Here is a 21,886-nt window from a genome sequence, read left to right as displayed (position 1 = left end):
CGCGAGCAGGCTCGCTCCTACAGTTTTTACGGTTCCCCGGTCTATGCCTCCCAACCCGCCCCGATCACCGCCGCCTGCACCAGCGGGTGCAAGTCCGCTCCCTTGTGTTCCGTCTGCCAGGCCAGCAGCTCCTTGCGCATGCCCGGCGTCCAGTACATCTGCAGATGATTACGCACCCCGAGCGCCCCCAGTTGCTGGTCCGGTTCGCTGGTAAAGTACTGGGCGATCTGGTTGGCCATCTTGATCAGGTTGGCAGTACTCATCGGCGCACCTCCGCTTTGGCGCCACGGGCGCGATCCTTGAGCAGGCGGTGTTGTTCGTCGCTGAATTCCTGGAAGCGCTTTTGCCACTCCGAAGGGTGGTAGACGCGGCTGACCTCCACGGCCGTGACCTTGTACTCCGGACAGTTGGTGGCCCAGTCGGAGTTGTCGGTGGTGATCACGTTGGCGCCCGACTCAGGGAAGTGGAAGGTGGTGTACACCACGCCCGGAGCGACCCGTTCGGTGATCCGCGCACGCAGTACGGTCTGCCCGGCGCGGCTGCCGATGCCGACCCAGTCACCTTCGTTGATGCCACGGCTCTCGGCGTCGGTCGGGTGGATTTCCAGCCGGTCCTCATCGTGCCAGGCGACGTTTTCGGTGCGCCGGGTCTGGGCGCCGACGTTGTACTGGCTGAGGATGCGTCCGGTGGTAAGCAGCAGCGGATAGCGGCTGTTGACCTTCTCCTCGGTGGGCACGTAGCCGGTGAGCATGAAGCGCCCCTTGCCGCGCACGAATTCCTCGATGTGCATGGTTGGCGTGCCGTCCGGTGCCTCGGCGTTGCACGGCCATTGCAGGCTGCCGTGGCTATCCAGTGCGGCGTAGCTGACGTTGGTGAAGGTCGGCGTCAGGCTGGCGATTTCATCCATGATTTCCGATGGATGTTTGTAGTTCATCGGGTAACCCAAGGCATTGGCCAGGGCCACCGTGCCTTCCCAGTCGGCCTTGCCGCCCAGCGGCTCCATGACCTTGCGCACCCGCGAGATACGCCGCTCGGCGTTGGTGAAGGTGCCGTCCTTTTCCAGGAACGAAGCGCCCGGCAGGAACACGTGGGCAAACTTCGCCGTTTCGTTGAGGAAAATGTCCTGCACCACCACGCATTCCATGGCCGACAGGGCCGCGGTGACGTGCTGGGTATTCGGATCGCTCTGGGCGATGTCTTCGCCCTGGCAGTACAGGCCCTTGAAGCTGCCGGCCAAGGCAGACTCGAACATGTTGGGGATGCGCAGGCCCGGGTCGGGTTGCAGGGTGACGTTCCACGCCTGTTCGAATTGCGTGCGGATGACATCGTTGGAGATGTGCCGGTAGCCAGGCAACTCGTGGGGGAAGGAGCCCATGTCGCAGGAGCCCTGAACGTTGTTCTGCCCCCGCAGCGGGTTCACGCCCACGCCTTCGCGGCCGATGTTGCCGGTGGCCATGGCCAGGTTGGCGATGCCCATGACCGAAGTGCTGCCCTGGCTGTGTTCGGTGACGCCCAGGCCGTAGTAGATCGCCGCATTGCCACCGGTGGCGTACAGGCGAGCGGCGGCACGGATGTCGGCAGCGGGCACACCGCAGATCGGGCCAATCGCTTCCGGCGAGTTTTCCGCACGGCTGACGAACTCGCTCCAGCGGGCGAAATCGCCGCCCTCGCAACGGGCGTCGATAAAGGCCTGGTTTTGCAGGCCTTCACTGATGATCACATGGGCCAAGGCATTGAGCATGGCGACGTTGGTGCCAGGGCGCAGAGCCAAGTGATATTCGGCACGGGCGTGCACCGTGTCCACCAGATCGATGCGCCGTGGGTCGATGACGATCAGCCGCGCACCTTCACGCAGGCGGCGCTTGAGTTGCGAGGCGAACACCGGGTGGGCGTCGCTGGGGTTGGCGCCCATCACCAGGATCACATCGGCCTGCATCACCGAGTCGAAACTCTGGGTGCCGGCGGACTCGCCCAGGGTTTGTTTCAAGCCATAGCCGGTCGGCGAGTGGCAGACCCGCGCACAGGTGTCGACGTTGTTGTTGCCGAAGGCCGCACGCACCAGTTTCTGCACCAGATAGGTTTCTTCGTTGGTGCAGCGGCTGGAGGTGATGCCACCGATGGAGTCGCGGCCATATTTTTGCTGCAGCCGGCGGAATTCGCTGGCGGCGTAGGTCACCGCTTCATCCCAACTGACTTCCTGCCAAGGGTCGCTGATGTTTTTGCGGATCATCGGCTTGGTGATGCGATCCGGGTGGGTGGCGTAGCCCCAGGCAAAGCGCCCTTTGACGCAGGAGTGGCCGTGGTTAGCCTGGCCGTTCTTGTCCGGAACCATGCGCACCAGCTGGTTGCCTTTCATCTCGGCGCGGAACGAGCAGCCCACGCCGCAATAGGCGCAGGTGGTGATCACACTGCGTTCCGGCTGACCCATTTCGACCACGTTTTTTTCCATCAACGTCGCGGTGGGGCAGGCTTGCACACAGGCGCCGCAGGACACGCATTCCGAGTCGAGGAAGTTCTCGCCACCGGCAGCGGCCACGCGGGATTCAAAACCACGCCCGGTGATGGTCAGGGCAAAGGTGCCCTGGGTTTCTTCGCAGGCGCGCACGCAGCGGTTGCAGACGATGCACTTGCTCGGGTCGTAATCGAAGTAGGGGTTGGAGGTGTCTTTCACGTCCTCCAGATGGTTCTCGCCTTCATAGCCATAACGCACTTCGCGCAGGCCAACCTGGCCGGCGACGGTTTGCAGCTCGCAGTTGCCGTTGGCCGAGCAGGTCAGGCAATCCAGCGGGTGATCGGAGATGTACAGCTCCATGACGTTGCGCCGCAGGGTCGCGAGCTTCGGCGTCTGGGTATGCACGGTCATGCCTTCAGTGACCGGCGTGGTGCAGGACGCGGGGTAGCCGCGCATGCCGTCGATCTCCACCAGGCACATGCGGCAGGAGCCGAAGGCTTCCAGGCTGTCGGTGGCACAGAGTTTCGGAATGGTGGTGCCCAGCAGCGCGGCGGCGCGCATCACCGAGGTGCCTTCGGGCACGCTGATGCTGCGGCCGTCGATGTTCAGGGTGACTTGCACCTGGCTTTCGCGGGCCGGCGTGCCCAGATCCATATCGGTTTTCGGATCGAATACAGTGATCATTGCTCGGCCTCCGAGGCTTGCAGACCGAAGTCAGCGGGGAAGTACTTGAGGGCGCTGGCGACCGGATAGGAGGTCATGCCGCCCAGCGCGCACAGCGAACCGTATTGCAGCGTGTCGCAGAGGTCCTTGAGGATGATCACCTGCTCATCGCGAGCGGCCTGATCTGGCGCGGCCAGCAAGCGGTCGATCACCTCCACGCCCCGGGTCGAGCCGATGCGGCAGGGGGTGCATTTGCCACAGGATTCCTCGGCGCAGAACTGCATGGCGAAGCGTGCCATGTGGGCCATGTCCAGGCTGTCGTCAGCCACCACCACGCCACCGTGACCGAGCATCGCGCCGATGGCAGCGAAGGCCTCGTAATCCAGTGGCGTATCGAATTGCGAAGGTGGCACCCAGGCGCCGAGCGGGCCGCCGACTTGCGCGGCCTTCAGCGGCCGACCACTGGCGGTGCCACCGCCGTAGTCTTCCACCAGCTCCCGCAGAGTCAGACCAAAGGCCCGTTCCACCAGACCGCCGTGACGAATATTGCCCGCCAGCTGGAAGGGCATGGTGCCCAGCGAACGGCCCATGCCGTAATCGCGATAGAACTGCGCACCCTTGGCCAGAATCAGCGGCACCGAGGCCAAAGTCAGCACGTTGTGCACCAGCGTCGGCAGGCCGAACAGGCCTTGTAGAGCAGGGATCGGTGGCTTGGCGCGGACGATCCCGCGCTTGCCTTCCAGAGAGTCCAGCAGCGCGGTTTCTTCACCGCAGATGTACGCGCCGGCACCCACTCGTACTTCCATGTCGAAAGCCTGACCGCTACCACCGACATTGGCGCCGAGGTAACCGGCATCACGGGCAATGTTCAGCGCTTGACGCAGGGTAGCCACGGCATCCGGATACTCCGAGCGCACATAGATGTAGCCGTAGGTGGCTCCGACGGTAATGCCGGCGATGGCCATGCCTTCGATCAGCAGGAAGGGGTCGCCTTCCATCAACATGCGGTCGGCAAAGGTGCCGGAGTCGCCCTCGTCGGCGTTGCACACGATGTACTTCTGCGCAGCTTGAGTGCCGCGCACCGTGCGCCATTTGATCCCGGCCGGGAAGGCCGCGCCGCCACGGCCACGCAGGCCCGAATCGAACACTTCCGTCGCGGTCTGCTCGCCGCCCACCGCGATGGCTCGGGTCAAACCCTCGAAACCGCCATGGGCCCGGTAATCCTCAAGCGACAGCGGCCGGGTAATGCCGGCGCGGGCGAACAGCAGGCGTTGTTGAGACTTGAGATAAGGCAGTTCTTCCACCAGGCCCAAGGCCAGTGGATGGCTGGACGGCTCGTCTTGCAACGCATCGAGCACGGACGGCACATCAGCAGCGGTCAGCGGGCCGAAGCCGATCCGACCTTGCGGGCTGTCCACTTCCAGCAGCGGTTCCAGCCAGTAGAGGCCGCGCGAACTGGTGCGCTGTAGCTCCAGCGGCAGATTAAGTACCTTGGCCTGAGTGATCAGGGCCACGGATACCTCATCGGCACCCACGGCACGGGCAATAGAATCACAGGGCAGATAGAGAGTCGGCATCATGCGTCCTCCCGGCAAGCGTCGAGCAGCGCATCCAGACGTTCAGCGCTCAGCCGCGCATGCACCCGGCCATCCAGCTCCAGGGCAGGCGAACAGGCGCAAGCACCAAGGCAATACACCGGACGCAAACTGATGCTGCCGTCGGCGCTGCTGCCGTGGTCGTCCAGTTGCAGGCGTTCACGCAACTGCGCGGCCAACTGCTCGGCGCCGCGACTCTGACAGGACTCAGCCCGACACAGCCGCAGGATATGCCGGGCCGGTGGCGCGGTACGGAAGTCATGGTAAAAACTGATCACCCCGCGAACCTCCGCCTGACTCAGATTGAGGGCATGAGCGATCTCGGGGACGGCGACATCGGGGATGTAACCGATGCGTTCCTGAATATCATGAAGAATGGGCAACAGCGCACCCGCAGAGCCCTTATGGCGCTCCAGCAGACTGTTGACCACAGGCAGGTGCAACTCAACATCAGGCATACAGCATTCCTCACGGTCACGGACACACCAGAGGGTCGTCGGTTGTCCGAAAGTCTCGGCTGCGGCACTCACACCACGTCACGGAATCGTGGCATTTTCAGGCCGTTGGCCAGGGCACCCTGGGCGGGCATCTTGTTGTGCCCGGCGCGGTCTTCGCCGCACATCGGTAAGGGCATAAAAGCCAGATTGCCACGCCGCCTTTGATTTATCCGCACCAGAGCGACGTGTTTGGTTCTGTCTACGACCTTGTATTGAGTCTAGAAGAATGCGAGGCGAGGTGTAGTTGCTGGAGGCTTGTTACATAATTTCTGCCAGACAACCGAAACCCCTGTAGGAGCGAGCTTGCTCGCGAAAAACGCAAGGCAACCACCGTTCCTGCCGGTGTCGTCGACGTTGACATTGTTACTTGGCTACGGCAGCATTGATCCCAATCGCGCCCGATCCTCTGGTGCTGGCTCAGTCCGGCATTACGTTCGGGCCTTCTTGTTTATGGAACATGGAAGTTGCCTAAACCAGCCCCTCCAAAGCCTTTCCTTACGTACCCTGACATGGTTGCGCTTCTGACAAGCAGGGGTATGCAGATCAATGATCAGCCTCGCGCAGAACGCAAGCTCGCTCAGCTTGGGTATTACCGTCTAAGCGGATTCTGGTACCCGGCGCGGGAATTCAAAATGAATGGCCTTGCGCAAGAAATCTGCCCGGTCGCGGGCAAACCTCTACGTATGGACACTTTCCAGGCGACCACCTCTTTCGATGCGATCGTAGACCTTTACCAGTTCGATAAACGGTTGCGAATGCTCACGCTGGATGCAGTCGAGCGTCTGGAGGTCCACCTCAAGACCATAATGGCTCACGAGGTTGGGTATCACGACCCGATGGCCTACACCAATGTGAAATTTATCCTGCACAAATGGACCCAGCCGTACACGGACAGCCGTGGTAATGCGCGCAACAAGTGGACAGAGTGGAGTCTGAAACAGCAGTCGCATATTGCGCGGAGCAAAGAGGACTGTATTCAGTGGCACCTGCGAGCCGGTAAGTCCATTCCTGTTTGGGTCGCGGTGGAAGCCTGGGATTTCGGGGATCTTTCGGAATTCTTCGAGCTGCTCACCAGTAAGTATCAGAATTTGATACTCGCGCGCTTCGGTTTGAACAACGCCAAGGTGCTCAGCCGGTGGATGCAGCAGACCAGCCATTTGCGCAACCGCTGTGCTCACCATACTCGCATCTGGAATCAGGCTTCGGCTAACCCGTTATCGGTCCCCACGGAACCCTATTTTCAAAGGCTGGGGCTGGATCAACATGCGCTCAAGCGGCTGTACGGGTTAATTGCGGTCATATGGTTTCTGCTACAGAAAATCGCACCGGCTTCGACCTGGATCAACGACATTGCGGATCTGATCGATCGCAAGCCTGCTATGCCCGGCTGCACTTTCAAAGCAATGGGGTTTTCAGATGAAACGGGCTTTCCTCGAAAACTGTTCGGGATCTAGCTGACTTCGACGAAAACCCCGAAAAACTCGGGGCTAATACCCGCCAGATATCCACACCTTTTGTAGGCGCGAGCCCGCTCGCGAAAAACTCAAGGCAACCACCATTCCTGCTGAATGCCCAAGCCCACCGCGACCAAGCCCGTCTCTACAAGCGTCATGCCTGACGTCTAAAACCCAGAAGCTACCCTTCAGATTCCGACGCTCGCTTGGACATCGGCGCAACAGCCCGATCCCGCGTCAGCACCTTCACCGCATCATCCACCAACGCCTTACTCATCGACGTCAAATAATGCGCAGCCAAGGCGTGACGGTCGGTGTCTGTGGCGCAGGCAGCATCTTTGGTGAGCGACTTGGCGAGAAACAGAAAATCAGAAGCCATCGATAGCGCATCACCGAGGGGAACGCCGCGAGTGACGTAGAACAGTGGTTGATCGGAGCAATAGATGGCGGGGGTTAAGCCGATGGTTTTGAGTTCGGGTTGTTCGGTCATTGGCCACCTCCGAGGATGGAGAGGCAATGGGGGAGGGTGTTACGCGATTGGGAATTGCCTAGAGGGAAAAGCCAAATTTCAAACGGATTGATACTGCGCATTATCCAACTCCTTGATACGAGGAGCTGCCACGTTCGTTACCACACGAATGGGTGACAGCTGTGCGCAGGGTGGTAAACCGGGTATCAAGGAAACCGGCACGCCCGAGGGCGTCCCACGCACAGCCGCCATAACTCACGCCGCAGGCATAAAAAAAGCGCCTGATGACGTGATTGGGGCGCTGTTGCGCCTTGAATAACTCGGGTTACCACACCCGGTCGCTGAATTGGCAGCGACGGTGGGAGGTTATCTTGGACACTTCTTTCTTGCAACCTTTGGTGGCTTCGCCCCCTAACCATCTGAAATGAAAAATTTGATCTGTCCCCTTTTCAGATTGTAATGACCGATCACCGCGACGACCTGCCCCTTTAGAGCTAGCATCAACTGAGTTATTTATCATGCCTCAGTAGTGGCCTATGGACATTCCTTGCCGCCCAGCTTAAGTTGAGACAGTGGGGCCCGCTTCAACGCTGGTCAATTTTTGACACATCTAAGGCTGACAAGGAAGGTTTTATGCCACAAAAAATAGCCACAGATAGAAACATACAATATCTTTTTCATTTTACCCGTTCTTCAAACCTCCCTAGTATTTTAACAAGCGGCATCATACCCCGCAAACTCCTCCAGAATAACAACATACCATTTACACTTAATGACGCAGAGCGATTTGATAAGCGAGAAGATAGAACTTGTTTATCAATAAGTTTTCCAAATTGTAAGATGTTATGCCAGATGATGGCTAATTTTCCAAACGATGATTGGGCGGTTATCAGATTAAAACCCGATACGCTTTGGCAAAATGATTGTTTATTTACCGAAACCAACGCAGCGAAGGCTTACATAAGAGATTCTACTGACGCCTCGCTTAGGGGCGGAGTAGCTCTTGAAAAGCTTTTTGCGAACGAGGAGCTGCGCAAACAGAACGGCAGACAAAAACACGAAACAACAGACGTGCAAGCAGAAGTTTTGGTTTCTGGTATAATACCAGTCAGTGAAATAATCGACTTGAATTTTCACTATGAAAAACGATTGATAGACTTCAAAGGTCTAACTGCTTTATCTGAACAGTTTAATACTTTTACATGGCAGTTCAATCCAGATTACTTTTATCAGAGAAAAGATAATGGCTGAAAGACCGGTTTTCATTCCTAGTACTAAGCCAGAATTATTGGTAACAACCAGGTTTGTAAGCTTTAACTGGTTTTCGGGATTTTCGGTTGCTCAAAAGCAGAGAAGCATCGCATCTTTCCACGAAAATATAACTCATGCTATACACAAAGATAAAATTCTTGAAATTTCTTCAAAGTCTTTAACAGAAGAAGGCGTGGAGGCTAGCGCGTTCAATCTGATGATTGAGACAAAAAAATACAATCGGAAGTTCAGTGTTGAGTGTGCATTTCAGGCTAGCAAAGTTTTTACAAGTGGTGGTCCATACGTAGACTTGCTTGAAAGAACATCGAGAGAAGCAAAGAAAGATGAACGCCTAAAAAATAGCGGTAGACTGATTGCATTTCAGTTCTATCAGAACTCATGGCCGCTAGAGCCTAAAACTTTATTTTATGATTGGCTCTATATAAATGCATTGAGCAAAAATCAAAGGCTTGCAGACGCAATACTCAGCTATGAGTGCTTTACCGATATTGAGTTCAATCATGAAAAATCTATTAACTGTCAAGCTTACTCAGCAGCTTTATACGTATCTTTAGTAAAAAGAAACCTATTAAAGGAAGCATTGCTATCGCCGGAAAGTTATAGCGAGATTATTAATCAATACGAGACTGATAGCGCGCATGACAACTTTTCAAATAAGCCTAAGCTTTTATAGCTCAGAGTGAGTTCTGAGTCGCCCCTGAATATATAAATACTGACTTACCGCTTGCTGGCCGACTCCGACCTGTCGCAACCACTAGAGGTCGGTCACGAGGGAGCGCTACCCAAAACGGGGTAGCCCCCCCCAGCCTATATGGATTCGAATATCATCCTTAGGACGGCTCTTTGGCCAAGCGCTGCATGTTCAGGGAGCGGGTACTCAATCCTGCCTTGGTAAAGCGGTATCGCATGTACGCTGAAATGTCTTCCTCGTGCGACGATACGATAAGCTGACGAAGCTTCAGTTCGCAGCGAAGCAGATCGGTGAGAGATGCTACGTTCACTTCGTCTAGAGACTGAGCGGGGTCATCGATGAGGATCAGCGGGACATCTGCGTACACCTTGTTTAGGGAGAGGAAGAACGCCAGACTAAGTGCTGAGACCTGCCCTGAGCTCATGGAGAGTATGGCATCATGATCAGACTTTTCAGCGGTCAGAAACCGCAGTTGCTTACCTTCGCGACTCTCGATGAATAAGCCGAGTCCGCGCTGATAGTTCTGTATGAGTCGCCCGCTGTAGATATGGAAGATCAGCTCAATCTCTGAAATGGTGTGGTCAGAGTACAAACGCTCTACACGCTCCAACGTGTCACGTAGCCTCTTAACCTTGTGGCTTGCACGCGTTGCTGCTTCATTCTCCCGTTGAATTTTCTGCAGAAGTTCAAGGGTTTTTTGCAACTTGGTGCTTCGTGCTTCATTTGCCTTAATAGAGATGTATTGGATCTTGGTGGCTAGGTCTTGCTGCTCGAGAATATAGAAGTCTTCAATAGCCTTGAAAGTCGTATCGATGGTTTGCCGCCAATCCTCGGGTAGTGTCTCAGTCTCAAGACTCTTCTTTGCACGGATCGAAGTAATGAGCTCTAGCAGGCGTTCTTCCACGATCTCTGCATTCACTGAGAACAGGTAATTGATCGGTGTGCCTGTAGTTTTAAGTCGTTCGGCCAGTTGTTGAATGCTTGCCAAGCGAACTCTTGCGCGCTCTAGAGCGGTGTGTAGAGCCTCGTTGTAGTCATTCGACAGTGTTGTTTCCCGAGACTGTATGTATACAGCTATCGGCACCAGTTCCTCGGTCATACGAGTAGTCAGATCGACGAGTGCCTTCCCATCAGCGCCCAGAGTGCTCACGATCTGTTCAGATCTACCCTTGATCGCATCCAGCATGGCCTGGTGCTTTTGCCAGTCGGCACCGCACAATGGGCAGTTCGGGTCATCGGGGTAGATCTTCGCGTGTTCCTCAAGTAACTGGAGCTTCAGGCGAGTCAGTTCAGCCGCGATGGTGGCATTTGATTGATTCTGTTGGGAAAGGCTGTTGCGAGTCGTAATTTGCTCTTCAAACCATTTCAGGCGGTCAGGTTCCCAGCCGGGCAGTGCCTGAGCCTCAGCGAGGGTGATGGCTGTCGTACCGCGCTGGATAGCGGCTTTAGCCTTCGCGAGCAGATCTAGCTCTTTCTTTACGCGGTCTAAAGTGTCCAGGTTGTTGAGGTCATTGCCAAACTGAGCGACGTTGCGTAGAGACTCCATATTTTGCTTAATATAGGCGTCAATGCGGTCATTCTGAAATCTTATTTGCACAGCGCTTTTTAGGAGCAGGAGCTCCTGAAGTCTGCGTGTGGAGTCCAGATATTGATCCAAGATTTCGGATGAATAACTTGGGAATAGATCCTCTTTATCCCAACCGACCTGCTGATCTACGGTTGAAAGTTTTTTGTACTCTACACTGCCAAGATCAGCTTGAACCATAGCTCGAAGCGATTCGCCCTCGGCGATCAATTCATTTTCTTTAGTTTTTCGATCAGTATCGCTGAGATACCTTGTGAGTCGGCGCTGAACAGCCTTGCAGTTTTCAATTTCAGTTAGAATGTCTGTGGTATTAAAAAGATTGCCTAGGGCATCTTTTCTACTCTCTACCTTCGAAAAGAGCAGTGGGTTTTGCCCTTGTTCCAAATAGTTCAAAAACGAAAAATTTTCTCGAAAATTTTCCCCGAAGAGCTCATCAATGTATTCATTATCACGTAAATTATCTAGAGTGTAATCGGTCGACGGAAACTCCGGTAGGTCATAAAGAAGAAACTGCGAAAAACTATCGGCGCGGTTTAACGCTTTCTGCTTCAGGGACTTAGCGGTTGCATGTCTTGCCAGTGTAATTGAGCGTTCTTGGTTAACGAATTCGATCTTGATTGTCAGGTCTTTCTCCCCGGAGCGGATGTTCCAGAACAGGTTGTCATCATAATTTACCTGTTTTTTATTCATCAGCTTGGTGAAAAGATTGTCGATCCTTTTAATCTGTCCCGTGAGTAGCAGTTCGATGGCGTCAAAAATGCTAGTCTTTCCAAATCCATTAGGGCCATCTAAAGTGAGCAATGATGAGTTGTCGAGATCTAGCGAAACGTTCTTGAATGCTTTGAAATTAGAGATTTCAATTCTGGATATTTGCCATTTCATCACTAATCATTTCCTTGATCAAGTCGTCAATGTTAGCACTGGAGAATTTCAGTATGCTCTCATAAGTTTTGGTAAGGCCCTCCTCACTCACTGCTTCTTCTGTTTGCAGTCGCAAGGGGACAAGATCTCTTTTGATAAAGGGTAGTTCAAGGAAAGGTAACTTGATAAATATTTTCGCTGCTGCGCTGTATTGCGTTGCGGCTAGCGGTTGCATTTTGTATTCGTTGAATAACTCTTTGTTTGTGATGGTGGTATGTATTTTTTCATAGGTCTGCCCTTGTAAAACTTTCTCTTCAGCGTCGCTATAGTAGAGAACATATTTCTTGAAGTGATAAGGGTCTTCTTCTATGGCAAATATTTCCTCTTCGTGAGTTTTGAACTCTGAAAGTTGTTTGAGGTGATGAATGCAAATCAGGTCGCAATTTTTTTTGTACGAGGGATCGTTTGTGAAATTTTTTGGAGTCGATTGAATGATGTCTGAGTTTAGTTCTTGCGGCGTAGAAAGCTCGTCCAATCTGTGAAGTATCGCAAACCGGATTGCATCGCCAACCTCTCTCTTATAAAATCGCGTGATATCTGTTTCAAATTCTTTTACAAACTGATGCGCGATTAGGGCCTCATCAATGAGTTCAATGATCATTTAGTCGAGCCTCGGCTTCTTCCTTGGTTAAAATGCTTATGCGTAGTTTTTTTATAATATGGCTGTCGGCTTTTTCGTGCGGATCTTGTCCTAAAAAGTCTGAGCTGACTGTATATTTGGTGTCAATCATGAACGACTCTTTTGCCCTGTAAGCTATGAGATTGTTATACTCGAATAGAAGTTCGAGCAGGTCATCATTGCTGCTCATTTCGTTGCGAATATCTGAAGCGCAATAGATATTTTCCTCGGTTTCTGGGAGGTCGAGAGCTGTAGGGATGTAGAATTTATGTTGTTTGCATAAGTAATGGGGGAGTCTGGCGAGTATCGGATCTATAGTTAATTCCTGGATAAGCCCTGTATATTTTCTGATGTCCGCCTTTTGAATAAGAGTAAAACGCTCTGATGGTTTCATTAGCTGGCACAAACATTTCAGCTCGTGGGCTTGGGTCACTCGAATGTGTTCGTATAGATTCCGAGCTCTCTCATAACTGGCGTCTGTCATACCCGGCAATGATTGTTCTAGCCTATCTTCGAGATGCGCGTGAAGCCTACTCTTCAGGTCTACAGCATAGTAGTCTGCGTCGTTATAAGGGTTGTTATTGATAATGTCGTCTAAAATGTTTTGGCCGAAAATCCTATTTGAGTATGCAGCTCTTCTTTCAGTATCTCCGTCTACCTGGATTTTTTTATGGATTTCGATTGCCTTTGAGCTGATCTTCTCTGATAATAAGCAGTAGTTTAGATTTAAAAGTTTTTCGCTTAAATTAATTGCCTTGGTTTTGCAAATTTTAGTGATAACTGACTTTGTGAGTTCCTCGATACTCCCTAGGCTGCAGTGCTTGTCGTCACCATAAGGGTAAAACTCTACAACTTCACCGCTGTCACCCTTGTAGTCGCTTGTATCTGAAATCGCGATAGATATATGGAAATATCGAGTGGTTCCTTTGACTCTGTCCAGCTCTATTTTTGCCGACTTTGCTAAGGCCTCACTATAATTTGAGCGATATTTTCCTATGTTCGCTTTAACTTGGTGGGCGCTGACTAATGTTCCACTCTTGTATATTGCAAAGTCGTCGGTACTATCCAGCTGTAGTTCAAAGTCAACATCGCCTTCATGTATTAACTTAAGGCAGTGGTATAGGGCTATTTTCCCTTGGTATACAAAGCCGCTCCAGGAGGAGACGGCACTGTGTGGATATTGTTTTTCTTTGCTCACGTTGACTCCATTCACAAGTGATAAATTTTCAGCAGTGGCTCAATGATATCATGGTGAGACCATCTCTTATCCGTGCCTTTAGTCGGACTGGGCGAGACTTGAGAACGTTGAGGGATTTTGTATGGGCTAGCCATCGGCCAAGATTTCGGTAGAGCCAGCACCCGCTCTTATCAGATTCGGACTTCGGGCCCTCGGATTTTCGGTTCCGTGTCCCGTAGTGATGGCTGCGGGCGCCCATACGGAATGCTCATCACTTGGATTGGTCATGTGGCCGGCTGCAAGTATTAGGTGAACTATAGGCCTGTTTTGGCCGAATGTGGCCCGTCGAGAAGGGCCGCGTTGGACCCAAAGCTGGCTGTACACAGGCAAAAACGGCGAGTAACTGACACGCCATAGTTCGTGCTACGACCCTATCAGCGCCAACTCAGTCCATCTCGCCATCAGACAATGCGCTCGAATAGGCAAAGCGTGGGAGACAGCCATTGGTCTTCACTCAACCATGTACGCTACTCACGTGCTACGGAAAACCAAGGCATCGCTAATCTATCGCAGAACGAAGAACCTGAGAGCTGTCCAACTCCTGCTTGGTCATACGAAGCTTGAAAGCACTGCCAGATACCTGAGAATCGAGTTCGATGATGTCTGGGAAGCGGAACAGACGGAATTCTGACCGTCCATGCTACGTTCCATGCCAGACCGTCGCTATCTGTCCAAAAAAGGCCTCCTACTAAGTACTCCCAAGGCTAGAATGAGTTACTAACAACAATTCTTGACCAGGTCAAAGCTGTCATAGATGATTCCTCTTTCTACACCGGACGGAAACATGCTATGGATGGCGGGAAAATGTGATCTTTCACTTTGAGCCAGCACAAAACCCTAAACCTCATTTAAGAATATGGGCGACACAAAGAACTGTTATGTCAATCAAGGAGGATCAGTTTTGGCAATCAACACAATCGATACAAAAATACTGTGGGGACGGGCCGGTGGCCGGTGCTCCAAGCCAAGCTGCGGGGAGGACCTTACAGCACTTGTGGAGACAGGACGTTATATTGTAGGCGAGATGGCTCATGTTATTGGTAGTAAACCCACTGCTGCACGAGGAACGCCAGAAGGCGGGGAAGACACTTACGATAACCTAATACTGCTTTGCCCTACCCATCATACGCATATAGATAAGGCTCCTGACGGAACCTATTCTATTGCATTACTGCATGAGTGGAAGAAGGCGCATGAGGAAACTATTAGCAATGCCGGAAGAACTGCCAAATATGACTGTTATGAAAAGCTTCGCATTGCAGTAGCACGTATTCTCGTTGCAAATAAATCCATTTTTGATTCTTGTGGTCCTCGTAGCGCCACGGCGCAATCTGATCCTACCTCTAACGCCTACTTACTCTGGGAATTGAGGCGCATCGACCGAATCTTACCCAATAATCAGAAAATTTTAAATATTATTGATGCAAACATCGATCTTGTTTCTGATGGGGCAGCAATCCACGCTATAGAAAAATTCCGCATTCACGCAGAGTCCTATGAGAGGCATGTTTACTACCGAATGGATTCGTATGAATTATTCCCAAATGAATTTTCAGAGATATTTTCATTATGACAAATGGTACCAATTCATGGGGTGTTTCCTATAGTCGAATTGCTTGGCTGGAAGATGCTATTAAATCTCACGATAACGTAGCTAGCGTCTCGCGTCACGATGACATAATCATGGAGGTTATTCGAAAAAGTGGTTGCTCTCTTGTGGTAATTTGCCTTGATGAGTACGCGCTTGGAGAATCAGCTGTAAGAAGGGTGATGCAGGAATTCCCATCTGTTAACTTCATTTCAGTTGGTGGCAATTGGAACGGTTACGTCCCTGAAGCAAAAGAGCTATGTGTATCACGCAAAATTGGTCTATTTAATTCTAGCGAGTTATCCGGAGCCCTTTTCAAAGATGAATTCTGGACCTACCATAAAAAAGATAAAGAAGGAGATCCTGTGTATCCATACAAGGAATCCTGATCTATTAGAAGTGTATGGATTTGGCTCTTTTTTTCGAAGTGCAGAAGCTAATGATTGTGATCTTTTGCTCGTTGTAGACAATGATTGTCAAAATTTAGGGCGTCTGCATGCCGAGTTAAGCAAAAGCTTCTTATTGCTGAGTGAGAAGCTTTTGGTGGTATTTGACCTCACCATTCTCACTGAGCGGGAGCACCAAAGAAAACCTCTCAGAGAGCACGATATGTTGATACCTCTGTCAGTAAACTTTCGCAAAAAAAACTAACGAGGCAACTCAAACGAGGATTCGGAGGGGAGGTGCTAGCGCTCCTCCCTGAGTCATTCATTGAATGTCTTTCAGATAATCCTTGAGCGCAACGAGCGGGGCATCAAGCTTCTCCATCGTCTGAATTCCGGCAAATTCACCCGCCAACCTCAGCAACTCCCGCCCCAACGGCTTATCCACACCCCCAATAGCCTCCAGCGCCAACCCCACACACTCATCCACCTTCACCTGAATCCCCTCAACATCCCCCCGCCGCACCAGCAACTCAAACACATCCCGCTGGTAATCGCCCATGACCAGATCGTCACGCAAAATCGGACTTGAATCTTCCGCCTCATAAGCGAGCTTGAGGGAGAAGAGGGCAACGGTTTCCAGGTGCAATTCCATGGGGGGGATCCTTGATGAGTGTCTTACTGACCGAGGGGGTGAGGGTTAAAAAATCGCTGGCAAGCCAGCTCCTACACAGGGCGGTGGGGTGTCAGGTGCTTTTCTGCGGGCGAAAAAAAAGGCCTTGCAAAGCAAGACCTTTCTTAATTTTGGTGCCCCGAGGGAGACTCGAACTCCCACTCCTTTCGAAAACGGATTTTGAATCCGCCGCGTCTACCAATTCCGCCATCAGGGCTCAATGGCGGCGAAGTATAGAGAGGTGAATACCGCTGGTCAATCAGGTACATGGAGAATTTTTGATATTTCCGCTAGACTTCCCGGCCCTGCTAGACGAACCCCATCATGCGCGTTGCTGACTTTACCTTCGAGCTTCCTGATTCGCTGATCGCCCGCCATCCTTTGGCCGAGCGTCGCGGTAGTCGCCTGTTGACCCTGGATGGGGTCAGCGGCGCCCTGGCACACCGTCAATTCACTGATTTGCTTGAGCATTTGCGCCCGGGCGATTTGATGGTGTTCAACAATACCCGGGTGATTCCGGCGCGGCTGTTTGGCCAGAAGGCTTCCGGCGGCAAGCTGGAAATCCTGGTGGAGCGGGTGCTGGACAGTCATCGCGTGCTGGCCCATGTGCGGTCCAGCAAGTCGCCGAAACCGGGGTCGAAGATCCTGATCGACGGCGGTGGCGAGGCCGAGATGCTGGCGCGTCATGATGCGTTGTTCGAGCTTGGGTTTGCCGAAGAGGTGTTGCCGCTGCTCGACCGCGTCGGGCACATGCCGTTGCCTCCTTATATAGACCGCCCGGATGAGGGCGCGGACCGCGAGCGTTACCAGACCGTCTACGCCGAGCGTTTGGGCGCGGTGGCGGCGCCGACGGCGGGGCTGCATTTCGATCAGGTGCTGATGGAGGCGATTGCCGCCAAGGGCGTCGAGACGGCGTTCGTGACCCTGCACGTTGGCGCCGGCACGTTCCAGCCGGTGCGCGTGGAGAAGATCGAAGATCACCACATGCACAGCGAATGGCTGGAAGTCGGCCAGGACGTGGTGGATGCGGTTGCCGCCTGTCGCGCGCGCGGCGGTCGGGTGGTGGCGGTGGGGACCACCAGCGTGCGTTCCCTGGAAAGTGCCGCCCGCGATGGCGTGCTCAAGCCGTTCAGCGGCGATACCGACATATTCATCTACCCGGGCCGGCCGTTTCATGTGGTCGATGCCCTGGTCACCAACTTCCATTTGCCTGAATCCACGTTGTTGATGCTGGTTTCGGCGTTCGCCGGTTATCCCGAGACCATGGCCGCCTATAAAGCCGCCGTCGACAACGAATACCGCTTTTTCAGCTACGGTGATGCGATGTTTATCACCCGTAACCCCGCACCACGTGGCCCTGAGGACAAAGAATGAGTCGCCAATGTCGTATGTCGTTTGAGCTGCTTGCCACCGATGGCAAGGCTCGTCGTGGTCGCCTGACCTTTCCGCGCGGTACCGTCGAGACCCCGGCCTTCATGCCGGTGGGCACCTACGGCACGGTCAAGGGCATGCTGCCGCGGGATATCGAGGCGACTGGCGCTGAAATCATTCTGGGCAACACTTTCCACCTGTGGCTGCGTCCGGGCACGGAAGTGATCAAGAAGCACGGCGACCTGCACGATTTCATGAAGTGGAAAGGCCCGATCCTGACCGACTCCGGTGGTTTCCAGGTGTTCAGCCTGGGCGCGATGCGCAAGATCAAGGAGGAGGGCGTGACCTTCGCTTCGCCGGTCGATGGCGCCAAGGTGTTCATGGGCCCGGAAGAGTCGATGCAGGTCCAGCGTGACCTGGGTTCCGACATCGTGATGATTTTCGACGAATGCACGCCGTACCCGGCCGATGAAGACGTCGCCCGCGTTTCGATGGAGTTGTCGCTGCGTTGGGCCCAGCGCTCGAAAAACGCCCATGCCGACAACACGGCGGCGCTGTTCGGTATCGTTCAGGGCGGCATGCACCAGGACCTGCGCATGCGCTCCCTGGAAGGCCTCGACAAGATCGGTTTTGACGGCCTGGCGATCGGCGGTCTGTCGGTGGGCGAGCCCAAGCATGAAATGATCAAGGTGCTGGATTATCTGCCGGGCCAGATGCCGGCTGACAAACCTCGTTACCTTATGGGCGTTGGCAAACCGGAAGATCTGGTTGAGGGTGTGCGCCGCGGTGTGGACATGTTCGATTGCGTGATGCCAACCCGTAATGCCCGCAACGGGCATCTGTTCATTGACACAGGCGTGATCAAGATCCGTAACGCGTTCCATCGCCATGATGATTCGCCGCTGGATCCGACCTGCGATTGCTATACCTGCCAGAACTTCTCCCGCGCTTACCTGCATCACCTGGACAAGTGCGGCGAAATGCTGGGAAGCATGCTCAATACCATCCATAACTTGCGCCATTATCAAGTGCTTATGGCTGGTTTGCGCGAGGCTATTCAACAGGGTACATTGGCCGCCTTTGTCGATGCCTTCTACGCCAAACGCGGGCTTCCCGTGCCGCCTTTGGACTGAGTTTTCTGACCCCAAGATTCAACATTTGCAACTGGAGTGCTAAATGAGCTTTTTTATCTCTAATGCCATGGCAGACGCTGCAGCACCTGCGGCAGCCCCTATGGGCGGCGGCTTTGAGTGGATTTTCCTGGTTGGCTTCCTGGTCATCTTCTACCTGATGATCTGGCGTCCACAGGCCAAGCGCGCCAAAGAGCAGAAAAACCTGCTGAGCAGCCTGCAGAAAGGCGACGAAGTTGTGACCACCGGCGGCATCGCCGGCAAGATCACTAAAGTGGCCGACGATTTCGTCGTTCTGGAAGTTTCCGACACCGTCGAAATGAAATTCCAGAAAGGCGCCATCGCCGCCACGCTGCCAAAAGGCACGCTGAAAGCGATCTAAGTTTCAACTTCATATTCAATCGACGGGGCGCGCAAGGCGCCCCGCGTCATAAACGGGCGGCGTGATGCTGAACAAATATCCTCTGTGGAAATACATTCTGATCCTGGCGGTGCTGGCGGTCGGTCTGATTTATTCCGCTCCCAATCTTTACCCTGATGACCCGGCCATTCAGGTCAGTGGTGCAAGCACTGCGCTGCTGGTCAATCAGGCTGATCTGGATCGTGTAAGCACTGCGCTCAAGGAATCCGGAATCAACGTCAAGGCTGCCACCCTGGCTGCCAACGGCAAGGGCGGCCTGATTCGCCTGACCAAGGCTGAAGATCAGCTGCCGGCCAAAGACGTTGTGCGCAAGGCGTTGGGTGATGACTACGTCGTCGCACTGAACCTGGCACAAACCACCCCGCAATGGCTGCGCAACCTCGCTGCGCACCCGATGAAGCTGGGTCTGGACTTGTCCGGTGGTGTGCACTTCCTGCTGGAAGTGGACATGGACAAAGCCCTCGATGCACGCCTGAAAGTCTACGAAGGTGACGTCAAGAGCCTGCTGCGTAAAGAGAAACTGCGCTATCGCAGCCTGCCGCAGCTCAACGGTGCCATTCAGCTGGGCTTCTCCGATGAGGCGACCCGCGAACAGGCTCGTAGCATCATCCGCAAGAACTTCAACGATTTCGACATTGTTCCGGCCGACCTGAATGGTCAGGCGGTGCTGCGTCTGGCGATGACCCCGGCCAAGCTGGCGGAAATCCGCGAATACTCCATCAAGCAGAACTTGACCACGGTACGTAACCGCGTCAACGAGCTGGGTGTTGCCGAACCGATCGTTCAGCGTCAGGGCGCCAACCGCATCGTGGTTGAGCTGCCGGGCGTGCAAGACACCGCCGAAGCCAAGCGTATCCTCGGCAAGACGGCCAACCTGGAGTTCCGTCTGGCTGCTGAGCCTGGCGCTTCGAAGGCCACTTCCGAGGAATTCGAGTTCCGTGAAGGCAAGCGTCCTCCTGCGCTGATCGAGCGTGGCCTGATCATCACTGGCGACCAGGTAACTGACGCCAAGGCTGGTTTCGGTGAGCACGGCACGCCGGAAGTGAACATCCGTCTGGACGGTCACGGCGGCGAGCTGATGAGCCGTGCGACCCGTTCGAACGTCGGTCGCAGCATGGCGGTGATCTTCATCGAGCAGCGTCCGGTCACCACTTACACCAAGCAAGTGGTCGATGGCGTCGAGAAAGACGTGGCGGTGCAGTCGTTCAAGGAAGAGAAGAAGATCATCAGCCTGGCGACCATCCAGTCGCCGCTGGGTGCTCAGTTCCGCATCACTGGCCTGAACGGCCAGGGCGAGTCCTCCGAGCTGGCGCTGCTGCTGCGTGCCGGTGGCCTGGCGGCTCCGATGTACTTCGCTGAAGAACGCACCATCGGCCCGAGCCTGGGTGCGGACAACATCACCAAAGGTATCGATGCATCGTTGTGGGGCATGCTGTTCGTCTCGCTGTTCATCATGGCCATCTACCGCTTCTTCGGCCTCATCGCCACCGTCGCGCTGGCGGTGAACATGGTGATGCTGCTGGCCCTGATGTCGCTGCTGGGTGCAACGCTGACCCTGCCGGGTATCGCCGGTATCGTGTTGACCATGGGTATGGCGGTCGACGCCAACGTGCTGATCTTCTCGCGGATCCGTGAAGAGATCGCCGCCGGCATGACCGTGCAGCGTGCAATCAACGAAGGCTTCGGCCGGGCGTTCACTGCGATTCTCGACGCCAACCTGACCACTCTGTTGGTGGGCGGCATCCTGTTTGCCATGGGCACAGGTCCGGTCAAGGGCTTCGCAGTGACCATGTCCCTCGGGATCTTTACCTCGATGTTCACGGCCATCATGGTGACCCGCGCGATGGTCAACCTGATCTTCGGCGGTCGTGACTTCAAGAAGTTGTGGATTTAAGGGGCTGCCATGTTACGTACAATCAACTTCATGGGCGTCCGCAACTTTGCGTTCGGCGTCACATTGTTCCTTACCGCACTGGCAATATTCAGTGTCTTCCACAAGGGCATGAACTGGGGCCTGGACTTCACCGGCGGTACGCTCATCGAGCTGACCTACGAGCGTCCGGCCGATGTCACCAAGGTGCGTGAGCAGCTGGTGACCGCGGGTTATCACGAAGCCATCGTGCAGAACTTCGGTGCGACCACCGATCTGCTGGTGCGCATGCCTGGCGAAGACCCGCAACTGGGTCACCAGGTGGCCGAAGCCCTGCAAAAGGTCGGCGGCGAGAACCCGGCGACGGTCAAGCGTGTCGAGTTCGTCGGCCCGCAGGTGGGTGAAGAACTGCGCGACCAGGGCGGCCTCGGCATGCTGATGGCGCTGGGCGGCATCCTGATCTACCTGGCTTTCCGCTTTCAGTGGAAGTTTGCGGTTGGCGCGATCGTATCCCTGATCCACGACGTGATCGTGACCATCGGTATCCTGTCGTTTTTCCAGATCACCTTCGACCTGACGGTGCTGGCGGCGGTACTGGCGATCATCGGTTACTCGCTCAACGACACCATCGTGGTATTCGACCGGGTTCGCGAGAACTTCCGTGTACTGCGCAAGGCCAGCCTGATCGAGAACATCAACATCTCGACCACGCAAACCCTGCTGCGGACCATGGCGACCTCGATCTCCACCTTGCTGGCGATCGCGGCACTGCTGTTCTTTGGTGGCGACAACCTGTTCGGCTTCTCGATTGCCCTGTTCGTCGGTGTCATGGCGGGTACTTACTCGTCGATCTACATCGCTAACGTGGTGCTGATCTGGCTGAACCTGAGCACCGAGGACCTGATTCCTCCTGCCAATACCGAGAAGGAAGTCGACGACCGTCCTTGAAGGAAGCTTCTTTCAGTGATGTAGTCCGAAAAAGGCGCGAGTTGAAC

Annotated in this window: 19 protein-coding genes, 1 tRNA gene and 1 pseudogene; 11 read left to right on the top strand and 10 right to left on the bottom strand. The window is 54.3% G+C overall.

Annotated features, from left to right (window positions below; all coding sequences use genetic code 11):
• Positions 1 to 41 precede the first annotated feature (41 nt).
• The 4 genes from ACCD00_RS00220 to ACCD00_RS00205 are packed head-to-tail and all read right to left on the bottom strand — an operon-like array spanning position 42 to position 5,168.
• On the bottom strand, positions 42 to 263 hold the full coding sequence (locus ACCD00_RS00220) for a formate dehydrogenase subunit delta (protein WP_413420879.1): 222 nt from the start codon (positions 261 to 263) through the stop codon (positions 42 to 44).
• A complete protein-coding gene (gene fdhF, locus ACCD00_RS00215; RefSeq protein ID WP_413420877.1) occupies positions 260 to 3,136 on the bottom strand; it encodes a formate dehydrogenase subunit alpha in 2,877 nt (958 codons plus the stop codon). Before fdhF ends, ACCD00_RS00220 begins: the two co-directional genes overlap by 4 nt.
• Complete coding sequence (locus tag ACCD00_RS00210) at positions 3,133 to 4,695, bottom strand: formate dehydrogenase beta subunit (RefSeq protein ID WP_413420875.1); 1,563 nt, start codon at positions 4,693 to 4,695, stop codon at positions 3,133 to 3,135. The genes fdhF and ACCD00_RS00210 overlap by 4 nt, the downstream gene beginning before the upstream one ends.
• Positions 4,692 to 5,168 carry a formate dehydrogenase subunit gamma gene (locus ACCD00_RS00205; protein ID WP_413420873.1) on the bottom strand — a complete coding sequence of 159 codons (477 nt, stop codon included), beginning with the start codon at positions 5,166 to 5,168 and terminating at the stop codon, positions 4,692 to 4,694. The genes ACCD00_RS00210 and ACCD00_RS00205 overlap by 4 nt, the downstream gene beginning before the upstream one ends.
• Positions 5,169 to 5,743: 575 nt before the next feature.
• Here ACCD00_RS00205 and ACCD00_RS00200 point away from each other — a divergent pair.
• Positions 5,744 to 6,661, top strand: a complete 918-nt coding sequence (locus tag ACCD00_RS00200; RefSeq protein ID WP_413420871.1) for an Abi family protein — start codon at positions 5,744 to 5,746, stop codon at positions 6,659 to 6,661.
• Between the two features lie 181 nt (positions 6,662 to 6,842).
• On the opposite strand, the gene ACCD00_RS00195 is transcribed toward ACCD00_RS00200, so the two are convergent.
• Positions 6,843 to 7,151: a DUF3077 domain-containing protein gene (locus ACCD00_RS00195; protein WP_413420869.1), complete on the bottom strand. Its 309-nt coding sequence runs from the start codon at positions 7,149 to 7,151 to the stop codon at positions 6,843 to 6,845.
• A gap of 612 nt (positions 7,152 to 7,763) precedes the next feature.
• On the opposite strand from ACCD00_RS00195, the gene ACCD00_RS00190 reads away from it, so the two are divergent.
• The gene (locus tag ACCD00_RS00190) at positions 7,764 to 8,381 is read left to right on the top strand and encodes a DarT ssDNA thymidine ADP-ribosyltransferase family protein (protein ID WP_413420867.1); all 618 of its coding nucleotides are present in this window, start codon (positions 7,764 to 7,766) and stop codon (positions 8,379 to 8,381) included.
• The gene (locus tag ACCD00_RS00185) at positions 8,374 to 9,075 is read left to right on the top strand and encodes a DUF6977 family protein (RefSeq protein ID WP_413420865.1); all 702 of its coding nucleotides are present in this window, start codon (positions 8,374 to 8,376) and stop codon (positions 9,073 to 9,075) included. The genes ACCD00_RS00190 and ACCD00_RS00185 overlap by 8 nt, the downstream gene beginning before the upstream one ends.
• A gap of 157 nt (positions 9,076 to 9,232) precedes the next feature.
• On the opposite strand, the gene ACCD00_RS00180 is transcribed toward ACCD00_RS00185, so the two are convergent.
• The 3 genes from ACCD00_RS00180 to ACCD00_RS00170 are packed head-to-tail and all read right to left on the bottom strand — an operon-like array spanning position 9,233 to position 13,416.
• A complete protein-coding gene (locus ACCD00_RS00180; RefSeq protein ID WP_413420863.1) occupies positions 9,233 to 11,560 on the bottom strand; it encodes an AAA family ATPase in 2,328 nt (775 codons plus the stop codon).
• A complete protein-coding gene (locus ACCD00_RS00175) occupies positions 11,535 to 12,200 on the bottom strand; it encodes an ABC-three component system middle component 1 (protein WP_413420861.1) in 666 nt (221 codons plus the stop codon). The genes ACCD00_RS00180 and ACCD00_RS00175 overlap by 26 nt, the downstream gene beginning before the upstream one ends.
• Entirely contained in the window at positions 12,190 to 13,416 is a 1,227-nt protein-coding gene (locus ACCD00_RS00170; RefSeq protein WP_413420859.1) for an ABC-three component system protein, read from the bottom strand. Before ACCD00_RS00170 ends, ACCD00_RS00175 begins: the two co-directional genes overlap by 11 nt.
• Positions 13,417 to 13,837: 421 nt before the next feature.
• On the opposite strand from ACCD00_RS00170, the pseudogene ACCD00_RS00165 reads away from it, so the two are divergent.
• The 3 genes and pseudogenes from ACCD00_RS00165 to ACCD00_RS00155 all read left to right on the top strand — a co-directional run.
• Positions 13,838 to 14,086: pseudogene (locus ACCD00_RS00165) on the top strand (tyrosine-type recombinase/integrase); the annotation flags it as partial.
• 270 nt (positions 14,087 to 14,356) lie between these two features.
• Positions 14,357 to 15,028, top strand: coding sequence for an HNH endonuclease (locus ACCD00_RS00160; protein ID WP_413420857.1), 672 nt, complete (start codon positions 14,357 to 14,359; stop codon positions 15,026 to 15,028).
• Complete coding sequence (locus ACCD00_RS00155) at positions 15,025 to 15,432, top strand: hypothetical protein (protein WP_413420855.1); 408 nt, start codon at positions 15,025 to 15,027, stop codon at positions 15,430 to 15,432. Before ACCD00_RS00160 ends, ACCD00_RS00155 begins: the two co-directional genes overlap by 4 nt.
• Before the next feature lie 319 nt (positions 15,433 to 15,751).
• On the opposite strand, the gene ACCD00_RS00150 is transcribed toward ACCD00_RS00155, so the two are convergent.
• Both ACCD00_RS00150 and ACCD00_RS00145 read right to left on the bottom strand, forming a co-directional pair.
• Positions 15,752 to 16,081 (bottom strand): hypothetical protein, encoded by a 330-nt coding sequence (locus ACCD00_RS00150; protein WP_413420853.1) that lies wholly within the window; start codon positions 16,079 to 16,081, stop codon positions 15,752 to 15,754.
• Positions 16,082 to 16,231: 150 nt separating this feature from the next.
• Positions 16,232 to 16,316, bottom strand: a tRNA-Leu gene (locus tag ACCD00_RS00145).
• Positions 16,317 to 16,423: 107 nt separating this feature from the next.
• Here ACCD00_RS00145 and queA point away from each other — a divergent pair.
• The 5 genes from queA to secF all read left to right on the top strand — a co-directional run bounded on the left by queA (position 16,424) and on the right by secF (position 21,839).
• Complete coding sequence (gene queA, locus ACCD00_RS00140; protein WP_008020244.1) at positions 16,424 to 17,473, top strand: tRNA preQ1(34) S-adenosylmethionine ribosyltransferase-isomerase QueA; 1,050 nt, start codon at positions 16,424 to 16,426, stop codon at positions 17,471 to 17,473.
• 14 nt (positions 17,474 to 17,487) lie between these two features.
• Positions 17,488 to 18,603: a tRNA guanosine(34) transglycosylase Tgt gene (gene tgt / locus ACCD00_RS00135; RefSeq protein ID WP_162130437.1), complete on the top strand. Its 1,116-nt coding sequence runs from the start codon at positions 17,488 to 17,490 to the stop codon at positions 18,601 to 18,603.
• Positions 18,604 to 18,646: 43 nt separating this feature from the next.
• Positions 18,647 to 18,982, top strand: a complete 336-nt coding sequence (gene yajC / locus ACCD00_RS00130; RefSeq protein WP_007956696.1) for a preprotein translocase subunit YajC — start codon at positions 18,647 to 18,649, stop codon at positions 18,980 to 18,982.
• A gap of 64 nt (positions 18,983 to 19,046) precedes the next feature.
• Positions 19,047 to 20,915, top strand: a complete 1,869-nt coding sequence (secD, locus tag ACCD00_RS00125; protein ID WP_413420851.1) for a protein translocase subunit SecD — start codon at positions 19,047 to 19,049, stop codon at positions 20,913 to 20,915.
• 9 nt (positions 20,916 to 20,924) lie between these two features.
• A complete protein-coding gene (gene secF / locus ACCD00_RS00120; RefSeq protein ID WP_008020247.1) occupies positions 20,925 to 21,839 on the top strand; it encodes a protein translocase subunit SecF in 915 nt (304 codons plus the stop codon).
• Positions 21,840 to 21,886: the final 47 nt, after the last annotated feature.

This window comes from Pseudomonas sp. Pseusp3 (genome assembly GCF_047304225.1).
Lineage (GTDB): Bacteria > Pseudomonadota > Gammaproteobacteria > Pseudomonadales > Pseudomonadaceae > Aquipseudomonas > Aquipseudomonas fluorescens_CD.
Note: the sequence above shows the minus strand (reverse complement) of the source record. Positions and strands in the feature narration are given on the sequence as shown.

Coding starts and splice junctions, on each gene's coding strand:
- ACCD00_RS00220 (WP_413420879.1), bottom strand. CDS start 263: ATGAGTACTGCCAACCTGATCAAGATGGCCAACCAGATCGCCCAGTAC.
- fdhF (WP_413420877.1), bottom strand. CDS start 3,136: ATGATCACTGTATTCGATCCGAAAACCGATATGGATCTGGGCACGCCG.
- ACCD00_RS00210 (WP_413420875.1), bottom strand. CDS start 4,695: ATGATGCCGACTCTCTATCTGCCCTGTGATTCTATTGCCCGTGCCGTG.
- ACCD00_RS00205 (WP_413420873.1), bottom strand. CDS start 5,168: ATGCCTGATGTTGAGTTGCACCTGCCTGTGGTCAACAGTCTGCTGGAG.
- ACCD00_RS00200 (WP_413420871.1), top strand. CDS start 5,744: ATGCAGATCAATGATCAGCCTCGCGCAGAACGCAAGCTCGCTCAGCTT.
- ACCD00_RS00195 (WP_413420869.1), bottom strand. CDS start 7,151: ATGACCGAACAACCCGAACTCAAAACCATCGGCTTAACCCCCGCCATC.
- ACCD00_RS00190 (WP_413420867.1), top strand. CDS start 7,764: ATGCCACAAAAAATAGCCACAGATAGAAACATACAATATCTTTTTCAT.
- ACCD00_RS00185 (WP_413420865.1), top strand. CDS start 8,374: ATGGCTGAAAGACCGGTTTTCATTCCTAGTACTAAGCCAGAATTATTG.
- ACCD00_RS00180 (WP_413420863.1), bottom strand. CDS start 11,560: ATGAAATGGCAAATATCCAGAATTGAAATCTCTAATTTCAAAGCATTC.
- ACCD00_RS00175 (WP_413420861.1), bottom strand. CDS start 12,200: ATGATCATTGAACTCATTGATGAGGCCCTAATCGCGCATCAGTTTGTA.
- ACCD00_RS00155 (WP_413420855.1), top strand. CDS start 15,025: ATGACAAATGGTACCAATTCATGGGGTGTTTCCTATAGTCGAATTGCT.
- ACCD00_RS00150 (WP_413420853.1), bottom strand. CDS start 16,081: ATGGAATTGCACCTGGAAACCGTTGCCCTCTTCTCCCTCAAGCTCGCT.
- queA (WP_008020244.1), top strand. CDS start 16,424: ATGCGCGTTGCTGACTTTACCTTCGAGCTTCCTGATTCGCTGATCGCC.
- tgt (WP_162130437.1), top strand. CDS start 17,488: ATGTCGTTTGAGCTGCTTGCCACCGATGGCAAGGCTCGTCGTGGTCGC.
- yajC (WP_007956696.1), top strand. CDS start 18,647: ATGAGCTTTTTTATCTCTAATGCCATGGCAGACGCTGCAGCACCTGCG.
- secD (WP_413420851.1), top strand. CDS start 19,047: ATGCTGAACAAATATCCTCTGTGGAAATACATTCTGATCCTGGCGGTG.
- secF (WP_008020247.1), top strand. CDS start 20,925: ATGTTACGTACAATCAACTTCATGGGCGTCCGCAACTTTGCGTTCGGC.